At 64.7% G+C, this 18727-nt stretch carries 20 protein-coding genes and 1 tRNA gene; 13 read left to right on the plus strand and 8 right to left on the minus strand.

What is annotated here, in order from left to right:
• Positions 1 to 58 precede the first annotated feature (58 nt).
• The 3 genes from ugpB to BraRD5C2_RS22430 form a co-directional block, all read right to left on the minus strand.
• The gene (ugpB, locus tag BraRD5C2_RS22420; protein WP_223971517.1) at positions 59 to 1375 is read right to left on the minus strand and encodes a sn-glycerol-3-phosphate ABC transporter substrate-binding protein UgpB; all 1317 of its coding nucleotides are present in this window, start codon (positions 1373 to 1375) and stop codon (positions 59 to 61) included.
• A gap of 265 nt (positions 1376 to 1640) precedes the next feature.
• Positions 1641 to 2846, minus strand: a complete 1206-nt coding sequence (locus BraRD5C2_RS22425) for a CaiB/BaiF CoA transferase family protein (protein ID WP_223971519.1) — start codon at positions 2844 to 2846, stop codon at positions 1641 to 1643.
• Between the two features lie 219 nt (positions 2847 to 3065).
• Positions 3066 to 3491: an organic hydroperoxide resistance protein gene (locus tag BraRD5C2_RS22430; protein WP_076863571.1), complete on the minus strand. Its 426-nt coding sequence runs from the start codon at positions 3489 to 3491 to the stop codon at positions 3066 to 3068.
• Between the two features lie 188 nt (positions 3492 to 3679).
• Here BraRD5C2_RS22430 and BraRD5C2_RS22435 point away from each other — a divergent pair, with 188 nt between their 5' ends.
• Positions 3680 to 4141, plus strand: a complete 462-nt coding sequence (locus tag BraRD5C2_RS22435; RefSeq protein WP_223971521.1) for a MarR family winged helix-turn-helix transcriptional regulator — start codon at positions 3680 to 3682, stop codon at positions 4139 to 4141.
• 299 nt (positions 4142 to 4440) lie between these two features.
• On the opposite strand, the gene BraRD5C2_RS22440 is transcribed toward BraRD5C2_RS22435, so the two are convergent.
• The 3 genes from BraRD5C2_RS22440 to BraRD5C2_RS22450 form a co-directional block, all read right to left on the minus strand.
• Positions 4441 to 4680 (minus strand): GIY-YIG nuclease family protein, encoded by a 240-nt coding sequence (locus BraRD5C2_RS22440; RefSeq protein ID WP_050426575.1) that lies wholly within the window; start codon positions 4678 to 4680, stop codon positions 4441 to 4443.
• 156 nt (positions 4681 to 4836) lie between these two features.
• Positions 4837 to 4912 (minus strand) — tRNA-Ala (locus BraRD5C2_RS22445).
• A gap of 96 nt (positions 4913 to 5008) precedes the next feature.
• Complete coding sequence (locus BraRD5C2_RS22450) at positions 5009 to 5419, minus strand: TIGR02300 family protein (protein WP_092126373.1); 411 nt, start codon at positions 5417 to 5419, stop codon at positions 5009 to 5011.
• Positions 5420 to 5565: 146 nt separating this feature from the next.
• On the opposite strand from BraRD5C2_RS22450, the gene aroA reads away from it, so the two are divergent.
• Together aroA and cmk are read left to right on the plus strand one after the other, a co-directional pair.
• Positions 5566 to 6903 (plus strand): 3-phosphoshikimate 1-carboxyvinyltransferase, encoded by a 1338-nt coding sequence (aroA, locus tag BraRD5C2_RS22455; RefSeq protein ID WP_223971523.1) that lies wholly within the window; start codon positions 5566 to 5568, stop codon positions 6901 to 6903.
• Positions 6900 to 7529: a (d)CMP kinase gene (gene cmk / locus BraRD5C2_RS22460; RefSeq protein WP_223971525.1), complete on the plus strand. Its 630-nt coding sequence runs from the start codon at positions 6900 to 6902 to the stop codon at positions 7527 to 7529. Before aroA ends, cmk begins: the two co-directional genes overlap by 4 nt.
• Before the next feature lie 103 nt (positions 7530 to 7632).
• Here the strand turns inward: cmk and BraRD5C2_RS22465 are convergent, their stop codons facing one another.
• Complete coding sequence (locus tag BraRD5C2_RS22465) at positions 7633 to 7806, minus strand: hypothetical protein (protein ID WP_223971527.1); 174 nt, start codon at positions 7804 to 7806, stop codon at positions 7633 to 7635.
• A gap of 497 nt (positions 7807 to 8303) precedes the next feature.
• Between BraRD5C2_RS22465 and rpsA the strand changes: the two genes are divergently transcribed.
• The 10 genes from rpsA (at position 8304) to BraRD5C2_RS22515 (ending at position 18162) form a co-directional block, all read left to right on the plus strand.
• Positions 8304 to 10013: a 30S ribosomal protein S1 gene (gene rpsA / locus BraRD5C2_RS22470; RefSeq protein ID WP_050404279.1), complete on the plus strand. Its 1710-nt coding sequence runs from the start codon at positions 8304 to 8306 to the stop codon at positions 10011 to 10013.
• Positions 10014 to 10237: 224 nt separating this feature from the next.
• Complete coding sequence (gene sppA, locus BraRD5C2_RS22475) at positions 10238 to 11215, plus strand: signal peptide peptidase SppA (protein ID WP_223971530.1); 978 nt, start codon at positions 10238 to 10240, stop codon at positions 11213 to 11215.
• 174 nt (positions 11216 to 11389) lie between these two features.
• A complete protein-coding gene (locus tag BraRD5C2_RS22480) occupies positions 11390 to 11719 on the plus strand; it encodes an integration host factor subunit beta (RefSeq protein ID WP_050426527.1) in 330 nt (109 codons plus the stop codon).
• An 87-nt stretch (positions 11720 to 11806) separates the two neighbouring features.
• Positions 11807 to 12193 carry a LapA family protein gene (locus tag BraRD5C2_RS22485; protein WP_223971532.1) on the plus strand — a complete coding sequence of 129 codons (387 nt, stop codon included), beginning with the start codon at positions 11807 to 11809 and terminating at the stop codon, positions 12191 to 12193.
• Positions 12194 to 12267: 74 nt separating this feature from the next.
• Positions 12268 to 12939 (plus strand): phosphoribosylanthranilate isomerase, encoded by a 672-nt coding sequence (locus BraRD5C2_RS22490; protein ID WP_223971533.1) that lies wholly within the window; start codon positions 12268 to 12270, stop codon positions 12937 to 12939.
• Complete coding sequence (trpB, locus tag BraRD5C2_RS22495) at positions 12936 to 14153, plus strand: tryptophan synthase subunit beta (protein ID WP_223971535.1); 1218 nt, start codon at positions 12936 to 12938, stop codon at positions 14151 to 14153. The genes BraRD5C2_RS22490 and trpB overlap by 4 nt, the downstream gene beginning before the upstream one ends.
• Positions 14150 to 14986 (plus strand): tryptophan synthase subunit alpha, encoded by an 837-nt coding sequence (trpA, locus tag BraRD5C2_RS22500; protein WP_223971537.1) that lies wholly within the window; start codon positions 14150 to 14152, stop codon positions 14984 to 14986. The genes trpB and trpA overlap by 4 nt, the downstream gene beginning before the upstream one ends.
• A gap of 105 nt (positions 14987 to 15091) precedes the next feature.
• Positions 15092 to 16033, plus strand: coding sequence for an acetyl-CoA carboxylase, carboxyltransferase subunit beta (accD, locus tag BraRD5C2_RS22505; RefSeq protein ID WP_223971538.1), 942 nt, complete (start codon positions 15092 to 15094; stop codon positions 16031 to 16033).
• Between the two features lie 95 nt (positions 16034 to 16128).
• A complete protein-coding gene (locus BraRD5C2_RS22510) occupies positions 16129 to 17373 on the plus strand; it encodes a bifunctional folylpolyglutamate synthase/dihydrofolate synthase (protein WP_374708042.1) in 1245 nt (414 codons plus the stop codon).
• A 48-nt stretch (positions 17374 to 17421) separates the two neighbouring features.
• On the plus strand, positions 17422 to 18162 hold the full coding sequence (locus BraRD5C2_RS22515; RefSeq protein WP_223971543.1) for a metallophosphoesterase family protein: 741 nt from the start codon (positions 17422 to 17424) through the stop codon (positions 18160 to 18162).
• 194 nt (positions 18163 to 18356) lie between these two features.
• On the opposite strand, the gene trxA is transcribed toward BraRD5C2_RS22515, so the two are convergent.
• Positions 18357 to 18677 (minus strand): thioredoxin, encoded by a 321-nt coding sequence (gene trxA, locus BraRD5C2_RS22520; protein WP_016847387.1) that lies wholly within the window; start codon positions 18675 to 18677, stop codon positions 18357 to 18359.
• Between the last annotated feature and the right edge of the window lie 50 nt (positions 18678 to 18727).

An 18727-nucleotide genomic window follows, 5' to 3' on the forward strand; every position in this document is an offset into this window, starting at 1 on the left:
TCGGCAAAATGGCAGGCCGCTTGTCGCGGCCTGCCGGTTGAGGTCTCAAGACATCATGTCAGTGGACGGCGGTCTTTTCAAACTGCCGCAGCATCTGGTTGCCGCGCTCGACGGCCGAGTCCAGCGCCTGCTTGGCGGTCTTCTTGCCGGCCAGCGCCTGCTCGATCTCTTCCGACCACATGTCGCGCAGCTGCACCATGTTGCCGAGGCGTAGACCGCGGGAATTCTCGGTCGGCTCCTTGTTGGTGAGCTCGAGCAGCGGCGTCTCCAGATAGGGCTGGTCCTTGTAGAAGCCCTCTTCCTTGGCCTTGGCGTAGGCTGCCTTGGTGATCGGCAGATAGCCCGAGGCCTTGTGGATCCAGATTTGGCGATCGGTGTCCGAGAGGAAGGTCAGGAACTTGGCCACGCCCTTGTATTCCTCGGCCGACTTGCCGCCCATCACCCAGAGCGAGGCGCCGCCGATGATCGAGTTTTGCGGCGCGCCCTTGACGTCGGGATAATACGGCATCGGCGCGGCGGTGAAGTTGAACTTGGCCTGCGCCTTGACGTTGCCGAAGAAGGCCGACGAGGTCAGGTAGATCGGACACTCACCCGCGGTAAAGCGGCCTTCGCCGGTGTTGGTGCGGCCGGCGTAGTCGTAGGTCTTGTCCTTCTGCAGCTCGACCAGGTTCTCGAGATGCTTGACTTGCAACGGGCCGTTGAATTCGAGCACGGTGTCGAAGCCGTCGAGGCCGTTGGCCTTGCTGGCGAGCGGCACGTTGTGCCAGGCCGAGAGCTGCTCGAGATTGACCCAGGTGACCCACGAGCCGGAGAAGCCGCAGTTGGTGTAGCCGGCCGCCTTCAGCTTCTTGGCGTCCTCGAACACTTGCGGCCAGGTCTTCGGGATCTCCGCGATGTTGGCCTTCTTCAGCGCGTCGAGATTGACCCACATCACGGTCGACGACGAGTTGAAGGGGAACGACAGCATCTCGCCCTTCGAGGTCGAGTAGTAGCCGGTGATCGCGGGCAGATAGACACTCGGATCGAACTTCTCGCCGGCATCGGCCATCAGCTTGTAGACCGGTTTGACGGCGCCGGTGGCGGCCATCATGGTCGCGGTGCCGACCTCGAACACCTGCATGATGTGCGGCGCGTTGCCGGCGCGGAATGCGGCGATGCCGGCGTTCATGGTGTCGGCGTAGCCGCCCTTGTAGGTCGGGATCACCTTGTAGTCGGACTGCGAGGCGTTGAAGTCGTTGGCCAGCTTGACGATGACGTCGTTGTTGGCGCCGGTCATCGCGTGCCACCACTGAATCTCGGTCACAGCAAACGCAGGCGACGCGAATACAAGCGTGGCAGCGGCTGCCGCAGCAGCGCCGAGTCGTCGAAGAATCATCAAAAGCCCCTCCCGGTTGGAACGTCATCTTTCGTTGCGCGCGTTAACAGCGCCGGATGACGTTCAAATGACCGTATAAACGAAAGCCATGGTAGGGGGGAAGCCGAAGCAAAGGGAAGCGGTAAAAAAGGCTGACATCGCGGCCCACGTGCGTGCGGTGCAACGCCGGACGCGACGTTGCACCGCAGGGGCTGATGTGCTGGCGTGACGCGAACCGGTGCCCATCCCGCATCAGGTGCGGGACGGGCTTTGCTCGAATACGCTGTCAGCGCTTGCGCTGGGGACCGCAGACCACGCCCTTGTCGACCAGGCCGTTGATCTCGTCCTTGGAGTAGCCGAACTCGCCGAGCACTTCCGCAGCGTGCTGGCTGAACTTCGGCGGCGTGCGGCGCAGGCTCGGCTTGGTGCGTTCGAGCCGGATCGGCGAGGCGACGCCCTTGTACCAATCCTTCTCGATGACGTCGCCGCGATGGATCGTGTGCGGGTTGGTCAGCGCCTGGTCGATCTTCTGTACCGGGCCGGCCGGCAGGCCGGCGGCGAGCAGCCGGTTGCACAGCGGCTCGGCCTCGTGCTGGCTGAAGACAGCGGCAAGCTCGGCGCGCAGCGCATCGCGGTTGGCGATGCGGTCCTTGTTGCGGGCAAAGCGCGGATCGGTGCCGAGCTCGGGCTTGCCGATCTCCTTGGCGAGCTTGCGGAAGGTGCCGTCATTGCCGACGCCGATGAAGATGTTGTCGGTCTTGGTCGGGAAGATCGCATAAGGCACAAGGTTCGGATGCTCGTTGCCGGTGAGCGATGGCGGCTTGCCATGCATGAAATAGTTCGCGGTGTGCGGATGCATGATCGCAAGCCCGGTTTCATACAGCGTGGTTTCGATGAACTGGCCGAGCCCGGAGCGCTGCCGCTCCGACAGCGCCATCAGGATGCCGATCGCCGCATAGAGCCCGGTCGTGATGTCGACCAGCGGCACGCCGATGCGCATCGGGCCGCTCTCCGGCGAGCCGGTCGCCGCGATCATGCCGGTCATCGCCTGGATGATCGCGTCATAGCCGGGATTGCCGCCGCGCGGGCCGTCGGCGCCGAAGCCGGAGATCCGGCAATGCACGAGGCGCGGAAATTTCGCGCGCAGCACGTCGTTGCCGATGCCCCATTTGTCGAGCGTGCCCGGCTTGAAATTCTCGATCAGCACGTCGGCGGTCTCGAGCATCTTCATCAGCACCGCGCGGCCGCCCTCGGAGGCGAGGTCGAGGCCGATCGAGCGCTTGTTGCGGTTAATGCCGACGAAATAGGCCGCGTCTTCCTCATGGAAGGGAGGGCCCCAGTCGCGCACCTCGTCGCCGGCAGGCGGCTCGACCTTGATTACGTCGGCGCCGTGGTCGGCAAGGATCTGGGTGCAATACGGGCCGCCGAGCACGCGCGTCAGATCGATCACGCGCAGTCCGGTCATCGCGCCCGTAGCCGCTGGGGTATTCATGGAAACAACCTTCGCTCAGTTGGGACTAGAAGACGAGGTCCCAGAGCTAACGGTCTTCAGGCGAGGCAGCAATGCTTCCGTCGGCGCAGGCCCATGCAGCAGGCGGCGCATGCGTTCGCCAAGCGAACTGAAAAGAGCGAACTGGCATTTGCAATGCAATGCTCTCTTGAATGCAATAGTCCGCCACGCGGGACGTGGCGGACTATTGGCGTCGGTGAATTAGACGACGCTCAGCTTGACGTCGACATTGCCGCGGGTCGCGTTGGAATACGGGCACACATGGTGGGCCTTCTCGACCAGCGCTTCGGCGTCGGCGCGGGACAGGCCGGGCAGCGAGACGGCGAGGTCAACGGCAAGGCCGAAGCCGCCTTCCGAGCGCGGGCCGATGCCGACCGTCGAGGTCACCGAGGCGTCGGCGGGAACCTTGGGGCCGCCCTGTGAGGCCACGAACTTCATGGCGCCGATGAAGCAGGCGGCATAGCCGGCTGCGAACAGCTGCTCCGGATTGTTGCCGGCGCCACCGCCGCCACCGAGCTCCTTCGGGGTCGTGAGCTTGACGTCGAGTGCGCCGTCGAGCGTTGCCGCATGGCCATCGCGGCCGCCGGTTGCCTTGGCGCTGGTCTTGTAGAGCACGTTCACAGACATCGTGGTCTCCCTTGGGTTTTGCACTTGGGTAGTTTCGACTTGGGTTTGAATTCGATCTCAGATGTATTGCATGCGGTTAAATTGTGCGCAATATAATTTATGCGGCCTCACATTTAATTGTTCGCAATTGAATCCGTGGTCCCGAGAGGCCAGAATGACGCGGAAACGAGATGGATTCGATGGGAATCATGGTCAGGAAACAGACGGCGGCGGATCAGGCGCTGCGGCTCGATAACCAGATCTGCTTTGCGGTCTATTCGACCGCGCACGCCTTCAACCGCGTCTACAAGCCGCTGCTCGACCGGCTCGGGCTGACCTACCCGCAGTATCTCGTGATGCTGGCGCTGTGGGAGCGCGACGACGTGCCGGTGAAGGACCTCGGCGAGCGGCTGTTCCTGGATTCCGGTACGCTGACGCCGCTCTTGAAGCGGCTGGAGGCGGCGGAGCTGATCAAGCGGACCCGCAGCACCGAAGACGAGCGCGTTGTGCTGATCGCGCTGACGCCGCAGGGCCACGCGCTGCGCGAAAAGGCCAAGGCCGTTCCGCAGTCGATCCTCGCGGCCTCGGACTGCACGGTTGGCGAGTTGATGACGATGAAGAACGAGATCGTCGCGTTGCGCGACCGGCTCAATGCGGTGCTGGGGGAGTAGGCGGCGTGCAACGAGCCGCGCCCGTCAGGGCAGCACCGGCACGCGACAAGTCGCGCACTGGAAATCGCTGCCGCGCTCGTCGTGACGAATCTCAAAGCCCTCCGGGACCCGATCGATCCGATTTCTAAAGGGAGCGATTTCCGAAAGCCGGGCATGGCCCGTGCGTTGGCACCTCGGGCACCGCAAGAATTCCGTCCAGCTGGAATCGCGCATGGCTTGGCGTCCGTTGGCGACGGACAAGATAGCAACCAATGGACGCTCGAGCTTTGTTCTGGATCAAAGATGCGGGGCGGAGGCTGCTAAAGGCGCTTCTTGGCGAAGGCGCGGCCACTGTGGGACTTGAGGTATTTCTCGAACGCCAGCGCTTTGTACTTGTCGGGAAACGCGCAGTACCAGACGAGCTGCCACGGCTTGAATTTTGAAGTGTGCGCGGACTTGCCGGCATTGTGCTCGGGAATCCGTCGTTTCAGATCCTCGGTGGCGCCAACGTATTCCTGATCAGGGAAGTCGATGCTGCGGATGATGTAGACGTACCACATGCGCATCCACAGTTGGCCGGAGTACCGAACCGTTCGTGATATCGATAAAGGGGTGTGTTGACCCGTCCGTCTTCGCCCTTCGGGCTACGCCGGACACCACGCTTCGCCCTTCAGGCAACCCGTGGCTGCGCCACGCGTAGCCCGAAGGGCGAAGCGTGGTGGAGCCAGGCGGGATCGAACCGCCGACCTCTTGCATGCCATGCAAGCGCTCTCCCAGCTGAGCTATGGCCCCTTATCCAGTTGGGATGATCCTGGGGGGATCAATCCCGGCCCGCGCGGCCTGGATGACTCGCGCGGCAGCACCGTTGATCATAGATCGGCGCCGATCTCAAGTCTCTTCGTCGCCGCCGACGTCACCAATAATATCGGTCACGTCCTCATCGCCCTCTTCCTCGTCGGCGATGAAGGTCGAATCGTCGTCGTCATCGTCGTCGATGGTCTCATCGACCTCGATATCGTCCTCGGATTCGGGAACCACGGCCTTGACCTTGCCGGTGTTCTCCTCGGCATCGGCCTCCTCGAGCGAGACCAACTCTTCGGTCTCGGCCGCCTCGGGCATCTCGGCGGCGGTCGCAGGCGAACTGACGGTGGCGCCACGGCCGCCCCGCGGCGGGGCGACAGGCGCGATCGGCACGACCTCACCGGTGTAGGGCGAAATCACCGGATTCTTGTTGAGGTCGTAGAACTTCTTGCCCGTGGTCGGGCAAATGCGCTTGGTTCCGAGCTCGGACTTAGCCAACGTGGTCATCCCAGAATTTTGCTGAAAAACGGTGCTTCACTTGGCTAGTTGAGGAGCCGCTGTCAATAGCGGTTTGCGCGCAAGTGACGGGCGCGTGACGCGGTGTTGCCTATGTGATACCTGCCGCGGCGCGAGAGGACACAATCTTGGCCCATTCCGACACCCCGACCCCGCTGGAATCGCGCGTTTGCGGCCCCCTGGCCGGCAAGGTCCGCGTTCCCGGCGACAAATCGATTTCCCACCGTGCCCTGATCCTCGGGGCGCTTTCGGTAGGCGAAACCCGCATTTCCGGCCTTCTGGAGGGCGAGGACGTCATCAATACCGCCAAATCCATGCGCGCGCTGGGCGCCAAGGTGGAGCGGACGGCGCCGTTTGCCTGGTCGGTCTCGGGCGTCGGGGTCGGCGGCTTCGCGCAGCCCGCAGCCCCGCTCGATTTCGGCAATTCCGGCACCGGCTGCCGGCTGGTGATGGGCGCGGTGGCCGGTTGCCCGATCGCGGCCATTTTCGACGGCGACGCCTCGCTGCGTACGCGGCCGATGCGCCGGATTCTCGATCCCCTGGAGCTGATGGGGGCCCGGACCAGCGACATCCGGGACGGTGGCCGGCTGCCGCTCACCCTGCACGGCGCCCGCTATCCGGTGCCGATCGTCTACAAGACCCCGGTCGCCTCGGCCCAGATCAAGTCCGCGGTGCTGCTGGCGGGCCTGTCCGCGCCCGGCATCACCACGGTCATCGAGCAGGAGGCGAGCCGCGACCACACCGAGCTGATGCTGAAGCATTTCGGCGCCGAGATCTCCACGGAGAAGGAAGGCAGCCACGGCCGCAGGATCTCGCTGAACGGCGAGCCCGAGCTGCACGGCGCCGAGGTCGTGGTGCCCGCCGATCCGTCCTCGGCGTCGTTCCCGATCGTGGCGGCGCTGATCGTCGAAGGATCCGACGTCGTGTTCTCCGACGTGATGACCAATCCGCTTCGCACCGGCCTGTTCACCACGTTGCGTGAAATGGGCGCCTCGATCGAGGAGAGCGATCTGCGCGGCGATGCCGGCGAGCCGATGGCGCAATTGCGCGTGCGTGCCTCGAAGCTGAAGGGCGTCGAGGTGCCGCCGGAGCGCGCGCCGTCGATGATCGACGAATATCTGGTGCTGGCCGTCGCCGCCGCATTTGCCGAGGGCACCACGATCATGCGCGGCTTGCAGGAGCTGCGCGTCAAAGAGTCCGACCGTCTCGAAGCCACCGCCGACATGCTGCGCGTCAACGGCGTCAAGGTCGAGGTTTCCGGCGATGACCTGATCGTCGAGGGCCGCGGCCACGTTCCAGGCGGCGGCCTCGTTGCCACCCACATGGATCATCGCATCGCGATGTCGGCGCTGGTGATGGGCTGCGCTTCGGATCGGCCGGTGAAGATCGATGACACCGCCTTCATCGCCACCAGTTTCCCGGATTTCATTCCGATGATGCGCGCGCTCGGAGCTGACTTCGCATGATCATCGCCATCGACGGACCCGCCGCCTCCGGCAAGGGCACGCTCGGCAAGCGGCTCGCCCACCACTACGGCTACCGCCATCTCGACACCGGCGTGATCTACCGCGCGGTGGCCTATGCGATGATGGCGCAGGGCGCCGACCTCAACGATGAGGCGCTGGCGGTGGCCGTCGCGCTCGAGCTCGATCCCGAGAAATTCGGCAATCCGATCCTGAAGACCCAGAAGGTCGGCGAGGGCGCATCCGTCGTCTCGGCCTTTCCGAGGGTGCGCGAGGCGCTGGTCAGCTTCCAGCGCCAGTTCGCCGCCGATCCGCCCGGTGCGGTGCTGGATGGGCGCGACATCGGCACCGTGATCTGTCCGGACGCCGACGTGAAGATCTTCGTGGTCGCCGATCCGCGCGTGCGGGCGCGGCGGCGCACCCTGGAGGCCCGCGCCCGCGGCGAGGATGCCGACGAGGAGGCGGTGCTGGCCGACATCCTCAAGCGTGACGATCGGGACAAGAACCGCGCGATTGCGCCCCTGCGGCCGGCGGCGGACGCCCACACGCTGGACAATTCCAATCTCGACATCGAGGCCGGTGTCCGCGCCGCTATCGCCATTGTCGAGGCGGCGCGCGCCCGGCGCTGATCGGTCAGGCTCCGGACAAGAAAAAGCGCGATGACGAGGTCATCGCGCCAAGCTCGTTTTTAGACCGGCCCGCTTTGGACCGTCTGCTTTTGGACCCGTTGGATCAGTTCTTCGACCAGTAGCGGTCGAACGGCAATTCCTGCTCGGCCATGCTGAGCAGCGGCTGCGCCACCGTGGCAGACGCGCCGTCCGCGGCCGGAGCAGCGCCGGGCATCCCGGCAATCGCATTTCCGATCGTCAGGACGGCGATCGCCGCCAGCACCACAAAGCTTTTCATTGGTAATCCCCCTGTTTTGAACGGTGCTATCGTATGGGGTGCTGCTTAAGGGCGGGTTCCGCGGCGTTCTCCTGCGGGGGCATTTCACGCGACTCGGTCAACAGCGCGTTGCGAGGCCGGATCTGGAGCGCCGTCGGGGCGAGATTAGCCTTAAGCGCCCGTAAATCGGGCATTTCCGGCTTGCCCAAAATGGGCCCCGGAGCTATATCAGCGCCGTTCGGAGCGCCATCGACCGTGTCGAGGCCGTGTCTGAGCGGGCCGGCGCCGGGTTTGAACCCTCGCCGCATCTGGAGGAACGCCCGCTCCCAGGTCTTGAAGTCGATATTTTCGTTTCAGGCTCCGGACAATTCAAACGTACCGAACGTGCAGTTTTACTGCCGGCCCGCTGTTGCACCTCCTGCAATGAGCGGTCGTCAGGGTTTGCGGAACCCTGACACTTCACGCGCGGTGCGCCCATCAACCCGAACGGCCGGCACGATCCCGCATTTGGAGAACAAATGGCTTCGAATACTGTGTCTTCCTATACCCCCACCCGCGACGACTTCGCGGCGATGCTTGATGAATCCTTTGCCGGCGGCAATTTGCAGGAAAGCTCGGTCATCAAGGGCAAGGTGGTTGCAATTGAGAAGGACATGGCCGTCATCGACGTCGGCCTGAAGACCGAAGGCCGCGTGGCGCTGCGCGAATTCGCCGGCCCCGGCCGTGAAAGCGATCTGAAAGTCGGCGACGAGGTCGAGGTGTTCCTCGACCGGATCGAGAATGCGCTCGGTGAAGCCGTGCTGTCGCGCGACAAGGCGCGCCGCGAGGAAAGCTGGGGCAAGCTCGAGAAGGCGTTCCAGAACAACGAAAAGGTCAACGGCGTCATCTTCAACCAGGTCAAGGGCGGCTTCACGGTCGACCTCGACGGTGCGGTGGCCTTCCTGCCGCGCTCGCAGGTCGACATTCGCCCGATCCGCGACGTCGCGCCGCTGATGAACAACTCGCAGCCGTTCCAGATCCTCAAGATGGACCGCCGCCGCGGCAACATCGTGGTGTCGCGCCGCACGGTTCTCGAAGAGACCCGCGCCGAGCAGCGCCAGGAGCTGGTGCAGAACCTCGAAGAGGGTCAGGTGATCGACGGCGTGGTCAAGAACATCACCGATTACGGTGCGTTCGTTGATCTCGGCGGCATCGACGGCCTGCTCCACGTGACCGATATCGCCTGGCGTCGCGTCAACCACCCGACCGAGGTGCTGACCATCGGCCAGACCGTGAAGGTCAAGATCATCAAGATCAACCACGAGACGCACCGCATCTCGCTGGGCATGAAGCAGCTGCTGGATGATCCGTGGCAGGGTATCGAAGCCAAGTACCCGCTGGGTGCCCGCTTCACCGGCCGCGTCACCAACATCACCGACTACGGCGCGTTCGTCGAGCTCGAGCCGGGCATCGAAGGCCTGATCCACGTCTCCGAGATGTCGTGGACCAAGAAGAACATGCACCCCGGCAAGATCGTTTCGACCTCGCAGGAAGTCGAAGTGCAGGTGCTCGAAGTGGATTCGGTCAAGCGCCGCATCTCGCTCGGCCTCAAGCAGACCATGCGCAATCCCTGGGAAGTCTTCGTCGAGAAGTTCCCGGTCGGTTCGGTGGTCGAGGGCGAGGTCAAGAACAAGACCGAGTTCGGTCTGTTCCTCGGTCTCGAGGGCGACGTCGACGGCATGGTCCACCTCTCCGACCTCGACTGGAAGCTTCCGGGCGAGCAGGTCATCGACAACTTCAAGAAGGGCGACATGGTCAAGGCCGTGGTGCTCGATGTCGATGTCGAGAAGGAGCGTATCTCGCTCGGCGTCAAGCAGCTCGAAGGCGACCCCTTCGCCGAGCCGGGTGACGTCAAGAAGGGCGCGGTCGTGACCTGCGAAGTGCTCGAAGTGAAGGAGAGCGGCATCGAGGTCCGGATTTCGGGCACCGAGTTCACCACCTTCATCAAGCGGTCCGAGCTGGCCCGCGATCGCAACGACCAGCGCGCCGAACGCTTCGCCGTCGGCGAGAAGGTCGATGCCCGCGTCATCCAGTTCGACAAGAAGGCCCGCAAGGTGCAGGTCTCGATCAAGGCGCTGGAAGTTGCCGAAGAGAAGGAAGCCATCGCGCAGTACGGCTCCTCCGATTCGGGAGCGACGCTTGGCGACATCCTCGGCACCGCGCTGAAGAACCGCGGCACCGACAAGTAAGCATTCGTCTCGTTGAGGCGAACATCGGGGCCCCGGCGCAAGCCGGGGCCTTTTTTGTTGTCCCGTAGCCCGGATGAAGCGCAGCGAAATCCGGCAGGTACCGTCAGGTCGCGGGCCTTGTTTTCTTCATATTGCGTCGCAATTGATGTATTTGGCTAAGCTGATAGTGACGCTGCGACGGCAAAACGCGCGGATTGCGCGCTGACTATTTCTGGAGAGATCGGATGTCGCTGGATTCAGACGTGATCGTCGACCGTCGCCGGATCAGGCGCAAGCTGACATTTTGGCGCGTCGCCGCTGCGGTCATTGCAATCGCGGCCATCGTCGGCGTGGGTGTGATCGCCGCCGGCGGACGCGGCGCCTTCTCGACGTCGAACGCGATCGCGCGGATCAATATCGACGGACTGATCCGCAGCGACCAGGAGCGCGTCGAGGCGCTGGAGCGGCTCGGCAAGTCGAGCTATGCGGCCGTTGTCGTGCACATCAATTCGCCCGGCGGCACCACCGCGGGCTCCGAGCAGCTTTACGATTCGCTGGTGCAGTTGAAGGCGAAGAAGCCGCTTGTCGTCGTGGTCGAGGGATTGGCGGCCTCGGGCGGCTACATCACGGCGATCGCCTCCGACCATATCGTCGCCCAGCAGACCTCGCTGGTCGGCTCGATTGGCGTGCTGTTCCAGTTTCCCAACGTGTCCGAATTGCTCAAGACCGTCGGCGTGAAGATGGAAGAGATCAAATCTTCCCCGCTGAAGGCGGCGCCCAACGGCTTCGAGCCGACCAGCCCGGAGGCCCGCGCCGCGATCGACGGCCTGGTCAAGGATTCCTATGCCTGGTTCCGTGGATTGGTGAAGGAACGGCGCGGCATGGATGACGCCCTGCTGGAGAAGGTCGCGGACGGCCGCGTCTTCACCGGCCGGCAGGCGGTCGATCTCAAGCTGATCGATCAGCTCGGGGATGAAAAGACCGCGATCGCCTGGCTGGTTGCGGAGAAGAAGGTCAAAAGCGACCTGCCGGTGCGCAATTACAAGCTTAATCCGCGATTCAGCGACCTGACCTTCCTGCGCACCGCCGCGTCGATGACGCTCGATGCGTTCGGTCTTGGTGGCATCGCGCGGCGGATCGAGCAGGGTGGCGTGGCCCAGGCGGTCGACCGATTCGGGCTCGACGGCATGCTGGCGCTGTGGACTCCCGGAGGAACCGACTAGTCGAGAGCGAAAGGCGTACTGATCAGGGTATTCCCGCTCAGCGGGAATCGCCGCATGCCCCAATTGGGCTATTTGTCACGCGATTTCGCGGCGCCCTAAATCGATTTAGCGTCTTGACAGTGCACGGCATTTTCACGGAAATGGGTTTCCGCAAGAGCCCGGATCCCATTTTCGATGATCAAATCCGAACTTGTTCAGCGTATCGCCGAGCACAACCCGCACCTCTACCAGCGGGACGTCGAGAACATTGTGAATGCGATTCTCGATGAAATCGTCGCGGCGCTGGCGCGTGGCGACCGCGTCGAGCTACGCGGTTTTGGCGCGTTCTCGGTGAAGCATCGCCCGGCCCGTGCCGGCCGCAACCCGCGTACCGGCGAGCATGTGCCGGTCGACCAGAAGAGCGTGCCGTTCTTCAAGACCGGCAAGGAAATGCGCGAGCGCCTCAATCGCGACGAGGCTGAGGCGGGAGCCTCCAAGATCGACGCGCCCAAGGCTGACGCCTAACAAGGCGGACGGTTGGCGCGCGACGTCCGGCGTTGCCGTGCGGCGGGCGATGCGCCCGCACTTTCTCCATCGCTGCGAGAGACGGTCATGCGAAAGTTCTTCACGGCAGTCGTCGTCGTTCCGCTCGGACTGATCTTCATCATCTTCGCCGTCGCCAACCGTCACTGGGTGACGGTGTCGTTCGATCCCTTCAACTCTGTGACGCCGACGGTTGCGGTCACACTGCCGCTGTTCGTCGTCATCATCGCGTCCGCCATTCTTGGCGTGATCGCCGGTGGCATCGGAACCTGGTTCAAGCAGGGGCGCTGGCGCCGTGCCGCCCGCCAGCATGAGGCCGACGCCCGCCACGTCCGTGCCGAGCTCGCCGACCTCAGGGCCGTTGCCTCCCGGGACGACGCGCAGCGTCGTTCGGCCCCGGCCCAGCTTGGGTTTTACGGGCCCAATGGGCGAGACAAGCAGGGCGCGACGTTGTAGAACCCGCCCCGTCGGACCGGGTTCAGCCCTGTTCCGGACGCCCGAAAACCCGCTTTGAGACCCGTTTCGAGACCATGCCCCTGCTCGTCAAAATCTGCGGCCTGTCCACGCGCGAGACGCTCGACGTCGCGCTTGAGGGCGGCGCGGACATGGTGGGGTTCGTGTTCTTCCCGCCGTCGCCGCGCCATATCAGCCTCGAGACCGCGCGTGAGCTTGGCAAACAGGCCAAGGGCCGCGCCGTCAAGGTCGCGCTGACCGTCGATGCCGACGACGCTACGCTGGAAAACATCGTCGAGACGCTGCGGCCGGATATCCTGCAATTGCACGGCAAGGAAACCACCGCGCGGCTGCGCGACATCAAGCAGAAGTTCGGCCTGCCGCTGATGAAGGCGCTCCCGGTCGAGACCGCGGCCGACCTCGCCCCGCTGCCGGGCTATGCCGGCGTCGCCGACCGTATCCTGTTCGATGCCCGCGCGCCGAAGGATGCCACGCGGCCGGGCGGTCTCGGTGCGCCGTTTGATTGGCACCTGCTGGAAAATCTCGATCTCGCGCTGCCCTACATGGTCTCCGGCGGGCTCAACGCCGACAACGTCGCCGAAGCTGTCCGCGTCACCCGCGCCGGCGGGGTCGACGTGTCGTCGGGCGTCGAGCGCACGCCGGGCGTCAAGGATCCCGAGCTGATCCGCGCCTTCATCCGCGCCGCACGCGCAACCCAAAGAACGACCCAAGAACTGATGGTTCGATGAATCAAAACCTGCCCAATTCCTTCCGCAGCGGCCCCGACGAACGCGGGCATTTCGGCATCTTCGGCGGACGCTTCGTCGCGGAAACGCTGATGCCGCTGATCCTCGATCTCGAAAAGGCCTATGCCGACGCCAAGGCCGATCCGGCGTTCCAGGCCGAGATGAATGTCTATCTGAAGGATTATGTCGGCCGGCCCTCGCCGCTGTATTTCGCCGAACGGCTCACCGAGCATCTCGGCGGCGCCAAGATTTATCTGAAGCGCGAGGAGCTCAACCACACCGGTTCGCACAAGGTCAACAACGTGCTCGGCCAGATCATGGTCGCGCGCCGCATGGGCAAGAAGCGCATCATCGCCGAGACCGGCGCGGGCCAGCATGGCGTGGCGACGGCGACGCTGTGCGCGCGCTTCGGGCTCGAATGCGTGGTCTATATGGGCGCCGTCGACGTCGAGCGGCAGCAGCCCAACGTGATCCGCATGGAGATGCTGGGCGCCAAGGTCGTCCCGGTGCAGTCGGGTGCGCGCACGCTGAAGGACGCGATGAACGACGCGCTGCGCGACTGGGTCACCAACGTGCACAACACCTTCTATTGCATCGGCACGGTGGCGGGTCCGCACCCCTATCCGATGATGGTGCGTGACTTCCAGTCGATCATTGGCCACGAGACGCGCAACCAGATGCAGGAGGCCGAGGGCCGCCTGCCGGACTCGCTGATCGCCTGCATCGGCGGCGGCTCCAATGCGATGGGCCTGTTCCATCCGTTCCTCGACGATCCCTCGGTCGAGATTTTTGGCGTCGAGGCGGCCGGTCACGGTCTGACGCAGCTGCATGCGGCCTCGCTCGCCGGCGGGCGCCCCGGCGTGCTGCACGGCAACCGCACCTATCTTTTGATGGACGCCGACGGCCAGATCGAGGAAGCGCATTCGATCTCGGCCGGCCTCGACTATCCCGGCATCGGCCCCGAGCACGCATGGCTGCATGAGGCAGGCCGCGTCAAATATCTCTCGGCCACCGACGAGGAAGCGCTGGCAGCATTCCAGCTGCTGTCGCGCCTCGAAGGCATCATCCCCGCGCTGGAATCCGCGCACGCGATCGCAAAGCTGTCCGAACTCGCGCCGCAGCGGCCGAAGGATCACCTGATGGTGGTCAACCTCTCGGGCCGTGGCGACAAGGACGTGCCGCAGGTCGGCGATATCTTGAAGGCGAGGCAAAAGTGACCACCCGTATCGACGCACGTTTCGCCGAGCTGAAGCAGCAGGGCCGCTCCGCCTTCGTCACCTTCGTGATGGCCGGCGACCCCGACGCAAAAACCTCGCTCGACATCCTCAAGGCGCTGCCGAAGGCCGGCGCCGACGTCATCGAGATCGGCATGCCGTTCACCGATCCGATGGCCGATGGCCCGTCGATCCAGGCCGCCGGTTTGCGCGCGCTCAAGGGCGGCATGACGCTGCGCAAGACGCTGGCGATGGTCCGCGACTTCCGCAAGGACGACAACGCGACGCCGATCGTGCTGATGGGCTACTACAATCCGATCTATATCTACGGCGTCGAGAGCTTCCTCGCCGATGCCAAGGCCGCCGGCGTCGATGGCCTGATCATCGTCGATTTGCCGCCGGAGGAAGACACCGAGCTCTGCATCCCCGCGCTGAAGGCCGGTTTGAATTTCATTCGCCTCGCGACGCCGACCACCGACGACAAGCGTCTGCCGGCGGTGCTCGCGAACACCTCGGGCTTTGTCTATTACGTCTCGATCACCGGCATCACCGGCGCTGCGACGGCCGATTCGAACGCGGTTGCGGAAGCTGTCGCCCGCATCAAGCGCCACACCAAGCTGCCGGTCTGCGTCGGCTTCGGCATCCGCACCCCGGAAACGGCGCGCGCGATCGCCGAGAACGCCAACGGCGCCGTGGTCGGCACCGCGATCGTCGATGTGGTGCGGGCCAATCTCGATGCCGAGGGCCGCGCGACGCCGAAGACCGTGAGCGCGGTGGCGGATCTGGTGTCCGCGCTGGCGCAGGGGGTCCGGGGCGCCAAACAGGCCGCTGAATAAGCCACATTTTGCGGCAACAAGGCCGCCAACGGCGGCTTGCCGGGTTCGCCCGGCCTGCCATATATCCAGCTGGTGCTGGGACCGACCCGCATTTCGGAGCGAACCATGAACTGGCTCACCAACGTCGTCCGGCCGAAGATCCGCAACATCCTGCGGCGCGAGACGCCGGAAAACCTCTGGATCAAGTGCCCGGATTCCGGGCAGCTGGTGTTCTACAAGGACGTCGAGGCCAACCAGTTCGTCATCCCCGGCTCGAACTACCACATGCGCATGGGCGCGGTGGCGCGGCTGAAGTCGATCTTCGACAACGAGACCTGGTTCGATGTCGCGCTGCCTGAGGTAACGGCTGATCCGCTGAAATTCCGCGACGAGCGCAAATATGTCGACAAGATCAGGGATGCGCGGGCCAAGACCGGCCTGAACGACGCGGTCAAGGTCGGCTACGGCAAGTTAGAGGGCACCGGCGTCGTGGTCGCGGTGCAGGATTTCGATTTCATGGGCGGCTCGCTCGGCATGGCCGCCGGTGAAGCGATCGTGCGCGGGCTCGAACTCGCGGTCGAGAAGAAGTCGCCCTTCATCGTGTTCGCCGCATCCGGCGGCGCGCGGATGCAGGAAGGCATCCTGTCGCTGATGCAGATGCCGCGCACCACGGTCGGCGTGCAGATGCTGCGCGAGGCGAAGCAGCCCTATATCGTGGTGCTGACCAATCCGACCACCGGCGGCGTCACCGCCTCCTATGCGATGCTCGGCGACGTCCAGATTGCCGAACCCGGTGCGCTGATCGGCTTTGCCGGCGCGCGCGTGATCGAGCAGACCATCCGCGAGAAGCTGCCGGAAGGTTTCCAGCGCGCCGAATATCTGCGTGAGCACGGCATGGTCGACATGGTCGTGCACCGCCATGAGATGAAGGCCACGCTGGCGCGGCTGTGCCGCCTGCTGACCAGGGCACCGGCGCCTGAAACCGCGTCCAAGCCCACGGTCGCCGTCACCGAACCGGCCCAGATCGTCACGGCCCCGGAGACGGTGCCGGCCGCGCCGCACGCGTGACCGCAAGCGCCGCCCCATCGCAACCCTCGTTCGAGGCGTTGATCGCGCGGATATCGGCGCTGCATCCGAAGCGCATCGATCTCAGCCTCGATCGCATGCGCGGCCTGATGGAGCGGCTCGATCACCCCGAGCGCAAGCTGCCGCCGGTGATCCATGTCGCCGGCACCAACGGCAAGGGCTCGACGATCGCCTATCTGCGCGCGATCCTCGAAGCCGCCGGCCTGCGCGTGCACGTCTTCACCTCGCCCTATCTGGTGCGGCTCAACGAATGCTACCGGCTGGGTGCGACCGGCGGCGGCAAGCTCGTCGGTGACGACGAGCTGCGCACGACGTTCGAGCATTGCGAGCGCGTCAACGCCGGCCATCCCATCACCATCTTCGAGATGGAGACGGCAGTGGCGTTCTGCCTGTTCGCAAAGCATCCGGCCGACGTCGCGCTGCTCGAGGTCGGCCTCGGCGGCCGGCTCGATTCGACCAATGTGGTCGAGACGCCGCTCGCTTCGGTGATTACGCCGGTCAGCATGGACCACATGGAATTCCTCGGCGATACCTTGACTTTGATCGCCGGCGAGAAGGCCGCGATCATCAAGCGCAAGGTGCCAGTGGTGTGCGGCGAGCAGGCGCCGGACGCGATGGCCGTGATCGAGGCGGAGGCGAACCGCATGCGCGCGCCGCTGCATGCGGCCGGCCAGCAATGGCATGTCGGCGTCGAGCGCGGCCGGCTGGTCTATCAGGACGAGCGCGGCTTGATGGATCTCGCCGCGCCAAGACTGTTCGGCCGGCACCAGTTCGACAATGCGGGCCTCGCGATCGCGACCTTGCGTGCGATCGACACCTTCAAGCTCAACATCGCAGCCTTCGAGGCCGGCATCGTCAATGCGGAATGGCCGGCGCGGATGCAGCGGCTGGTTTCCGGCGCGCTGGTCTGCCAGGGACCGCAGGGCTCCGAGGTCTGGCTCGATGGCGGGCACAATGCCGAGGGCGGCCGCGTTGCGGCGGCGGCGCTCGGCGATCTCGAGGAGCGGGTGTCGCGACCGCTGGTCGTTATCGCAGGCATGATGGCCAACAAGGATGCCAACGCCTTCCTCGCCAATTTCGCCGGACTGACGCGCCACATCATCGCGGTCCCGGTGCCCGGCCGCGACAACGGCATGGCGCCGGACAAGCTCGCCGATGCCGCGCGTGCGCTCGGCATGCGCGTCGAGATCGCATCCGGCGTCGACGCCGCGCTGCAACGGCTTGCCACGCTGGCCTATGAGGTGCCGCCGCGCATCCTGATCACGGGCTCGCTGTACCTCGCCGGCCCGGTGCTTGCGGCCAACGGCACGCCTCCTGCATAACAGCGCTTGCGTCCCGGATGTGGTGCGCATCAGGAAGGACGAGACACCATGCGTTTTGCTGCGATCGCCGACATCCACGGCAACCATCTCGCGCTTCAAGCCGTGCTCTCGGACATCCGTGCGCAGGGCGTTTCCGACATCGTCGATCTCGGCGACATGGTGAGCGGGCCGCTCGACGCGCGGCCGACCATCGACATGCTGATGGCGCTCGATGCGGTCCGTCTGCTCGGCAATCACGACCGCTATCTGATCGACCGCCCGCACGACAAAATGGGCTCCTGGGAGCGGCTGACCTACACCCAGCTCGAGCCGCGGCATCTCGACTGGCTGCGCACACTGCCCGCGAATGCGGTCTATCGCGACGATGTGTTCCTCTGTCACGCCACGCCGCAGGACGACGAGACCTATTGGCTCGAAACCGTGCTGCCGAGCGGTGAAGTCTGCATGTCGACGCTGGAATCGATCGAGGCGAGGGCGGCCGGCGTGACGCAATCGCTGCTTCTCTGCGCACACACCCATACCGCGCGCGCGGTGCGGCTTCGCGATGGCCGGCTGATCGTCAATCCCGGCAGCGTCGGCTCGCCCGGCTATCGCGCCGGCAAGCCGCATCCGCATGTCGTGGAGGCCGGTTCGCCGGATGCGCGCTACGCGATCCTTGAAAAGGTTGATGGCGACTGGGACGTCACCTTCCGCCACATCCCCTACGATCACGCCGCGATGGCAGCGCTGGCGCGGCAGCACGGCCAGGCCGAGCTCGCGTCAGCGCTGGCGACCGGATGGATCAGGTAGTCTGCCTGCGTGCAACCTTCGTCACACGCGGGCTTGACCCGCGTGTCCATCAATCTTCGCACGAACCTCTTTCCAAAGCGGATGGATGGCCGGGTCAAGCCCGGCCATGACGCGCCAGAATCAATCGGCTCACACAAAACAAAACGGCCGGCATGACGCCGGCCGCTTCGCAAAATCAGCTAATTCGAATTGGATCAGACCGCAGCGGTGATCCACTGCTGCAGCTTGGCCTTCGGCGCGGCGCCGACCTGACGGGACGCCATCTCGCCGCCCTTGAAGATCATCAGGGTCGGGATCGACATCACGCCGTACTTCGACGCGGTCTTCGGGCTCTCGTCGACGTTGAGCTTCACGATCTTGACCTTGTCGCCCATCGCGCCGGAAATCTCATCGAGAGCGGGCGCGATCATGCGGCAGGGTCCGCACCATTCGGCCCAGAAGTCGACGACCACCGGCCCGGTCGCCTTGAGCACTTCGGCTTCGAAATCGGCGTCAGAAACCTTGCCAACGGCCATGTGAGTACCTCGTTCAGTTGAGACAAAAGGGCGGTTGAGAATCGCGCCCG

This window comes from Bradyrhizobium sp. RD5-C2, from assembly GCF_019972155.1.
Taxonomy (GTDB): Bacteria; Pseudomonadota; Alphaproteobacteria; order Rhizobiales; family Xanthobacteraceae; genus Bradyrhizobium.

Coding starts and splice junctions, on each gene's coding strand:
- BraRD5C2_RS22490 (WP_223971533.1), top strand. CDS start 12,268: ATGCCCCTGCTCGTCAAAATCTGCGGCCTGTCCACGCGCGAGACGCTC.
- trpB (WP_223971535.1), top strand. CDS start 12,936: ATGAATCAAAACCTGCCCAATTCCTTCCGCAGCGGCCCCGACGAACGC.
- BraRD5C2_RS22480 (WP_050426527.1), top strand. CDS start 11,390: ATGATCAAATCCGAACTTGTTCAGCGTATCGCCGAGCACAACCCGCAC.
- BraRD5C2_RS22515 (WP_223971543.1), top strand. CDS start 17,422: ATGCGTTTTGCTGCGATCGCCGACATCCACGGCAACCATCTCGCGCTT.
- BraRD5C2_RS22425 (WP_223971519.1), bottom strand. CDS start 2,846: ATGAATACCCCAGCGGCTACGGGCGCGATGACCGGACTGCGCGTGATC.
- BraRD5C2_RS22510 (WP_374708042.1), top strand. CDS start 16,129: ATGCGCGGCCTGATGGAGCGGCTCGATCACCCCGAGCGCAAGCTGCCG.
- trxA (WP_016847387.1), bottom strand. CDS start 18,677: ATGGCCGTTGGCAAGGTTTCTGACGCCGATTTCGAAGCCGAAGTGCTC.
- cmk (WP_223971525.1), top strand. CDS start 6,900: ATGATCATCGCCATCGACGGACCCGCCGCCTCCGGCAAGGGCACGCTC.
- sppA (WP_223971530.1), top strand. CDS start 10,238: ATGTCGCTGGATTCAGACGTGATCGTCGACCGTCGCCGGATCAGGCGC.
- BraRD5C2_RS22430 (WP_076863571.1), bottom strand. CDS start 3,491: ATGTCTGTGAACGTGCTCTACAAGACCAGCGCCAAGGCAACCGGCGGC.
- BraRD5C2_RS22435 (WP_223971521.1), top strand. CDS start 3,680: ATGGTCAGGAAACAGACGGCGGCGGATCAGGCGCTGCGGCTCGATAAC.
- BraRD5C2_RS22465 (WP_223971527.1), bottom strand. CDS start 7,806: ATGAAAAGCTTTGTGGTGCTGGCGGCGATCGCCGTCCTGACGATCGGA.
- BraRD5C2_RS22440 (WP_050426575.1), bottom strand. CDS start 4,680: ATGTGGTACGTCTACATCATCCGCAGCATCGACTTCCCTGATCAGGAA.
- accD (WP_223971538.1), top strand. CDS start 15,092: ATGAACTGGCTCACCAACGTCGTCCGGCCGAAGATCCGCAACATCCTG.
- rpsA (WP_050404279.1), top strand. CDS start 8,304: ATGGCTTCGAATACTGTGTCTTCCTATACCCCCACCCGCGACGACTTC.
- ugpB (WP_223971517.1), bottom strand. CDS start 1,375: ATGATTCTTCGACGACTCGGCGCTGCTGCGGCAGCCGCTGCCACGCTT.
- BraRD5C2_RS22485 (WP_223971532.1), top strand. CDS start 11,807: ATGCGAAAGTTCTTCACGGCAGTCGTCGTCGTTCCGCTCGGACTGATC.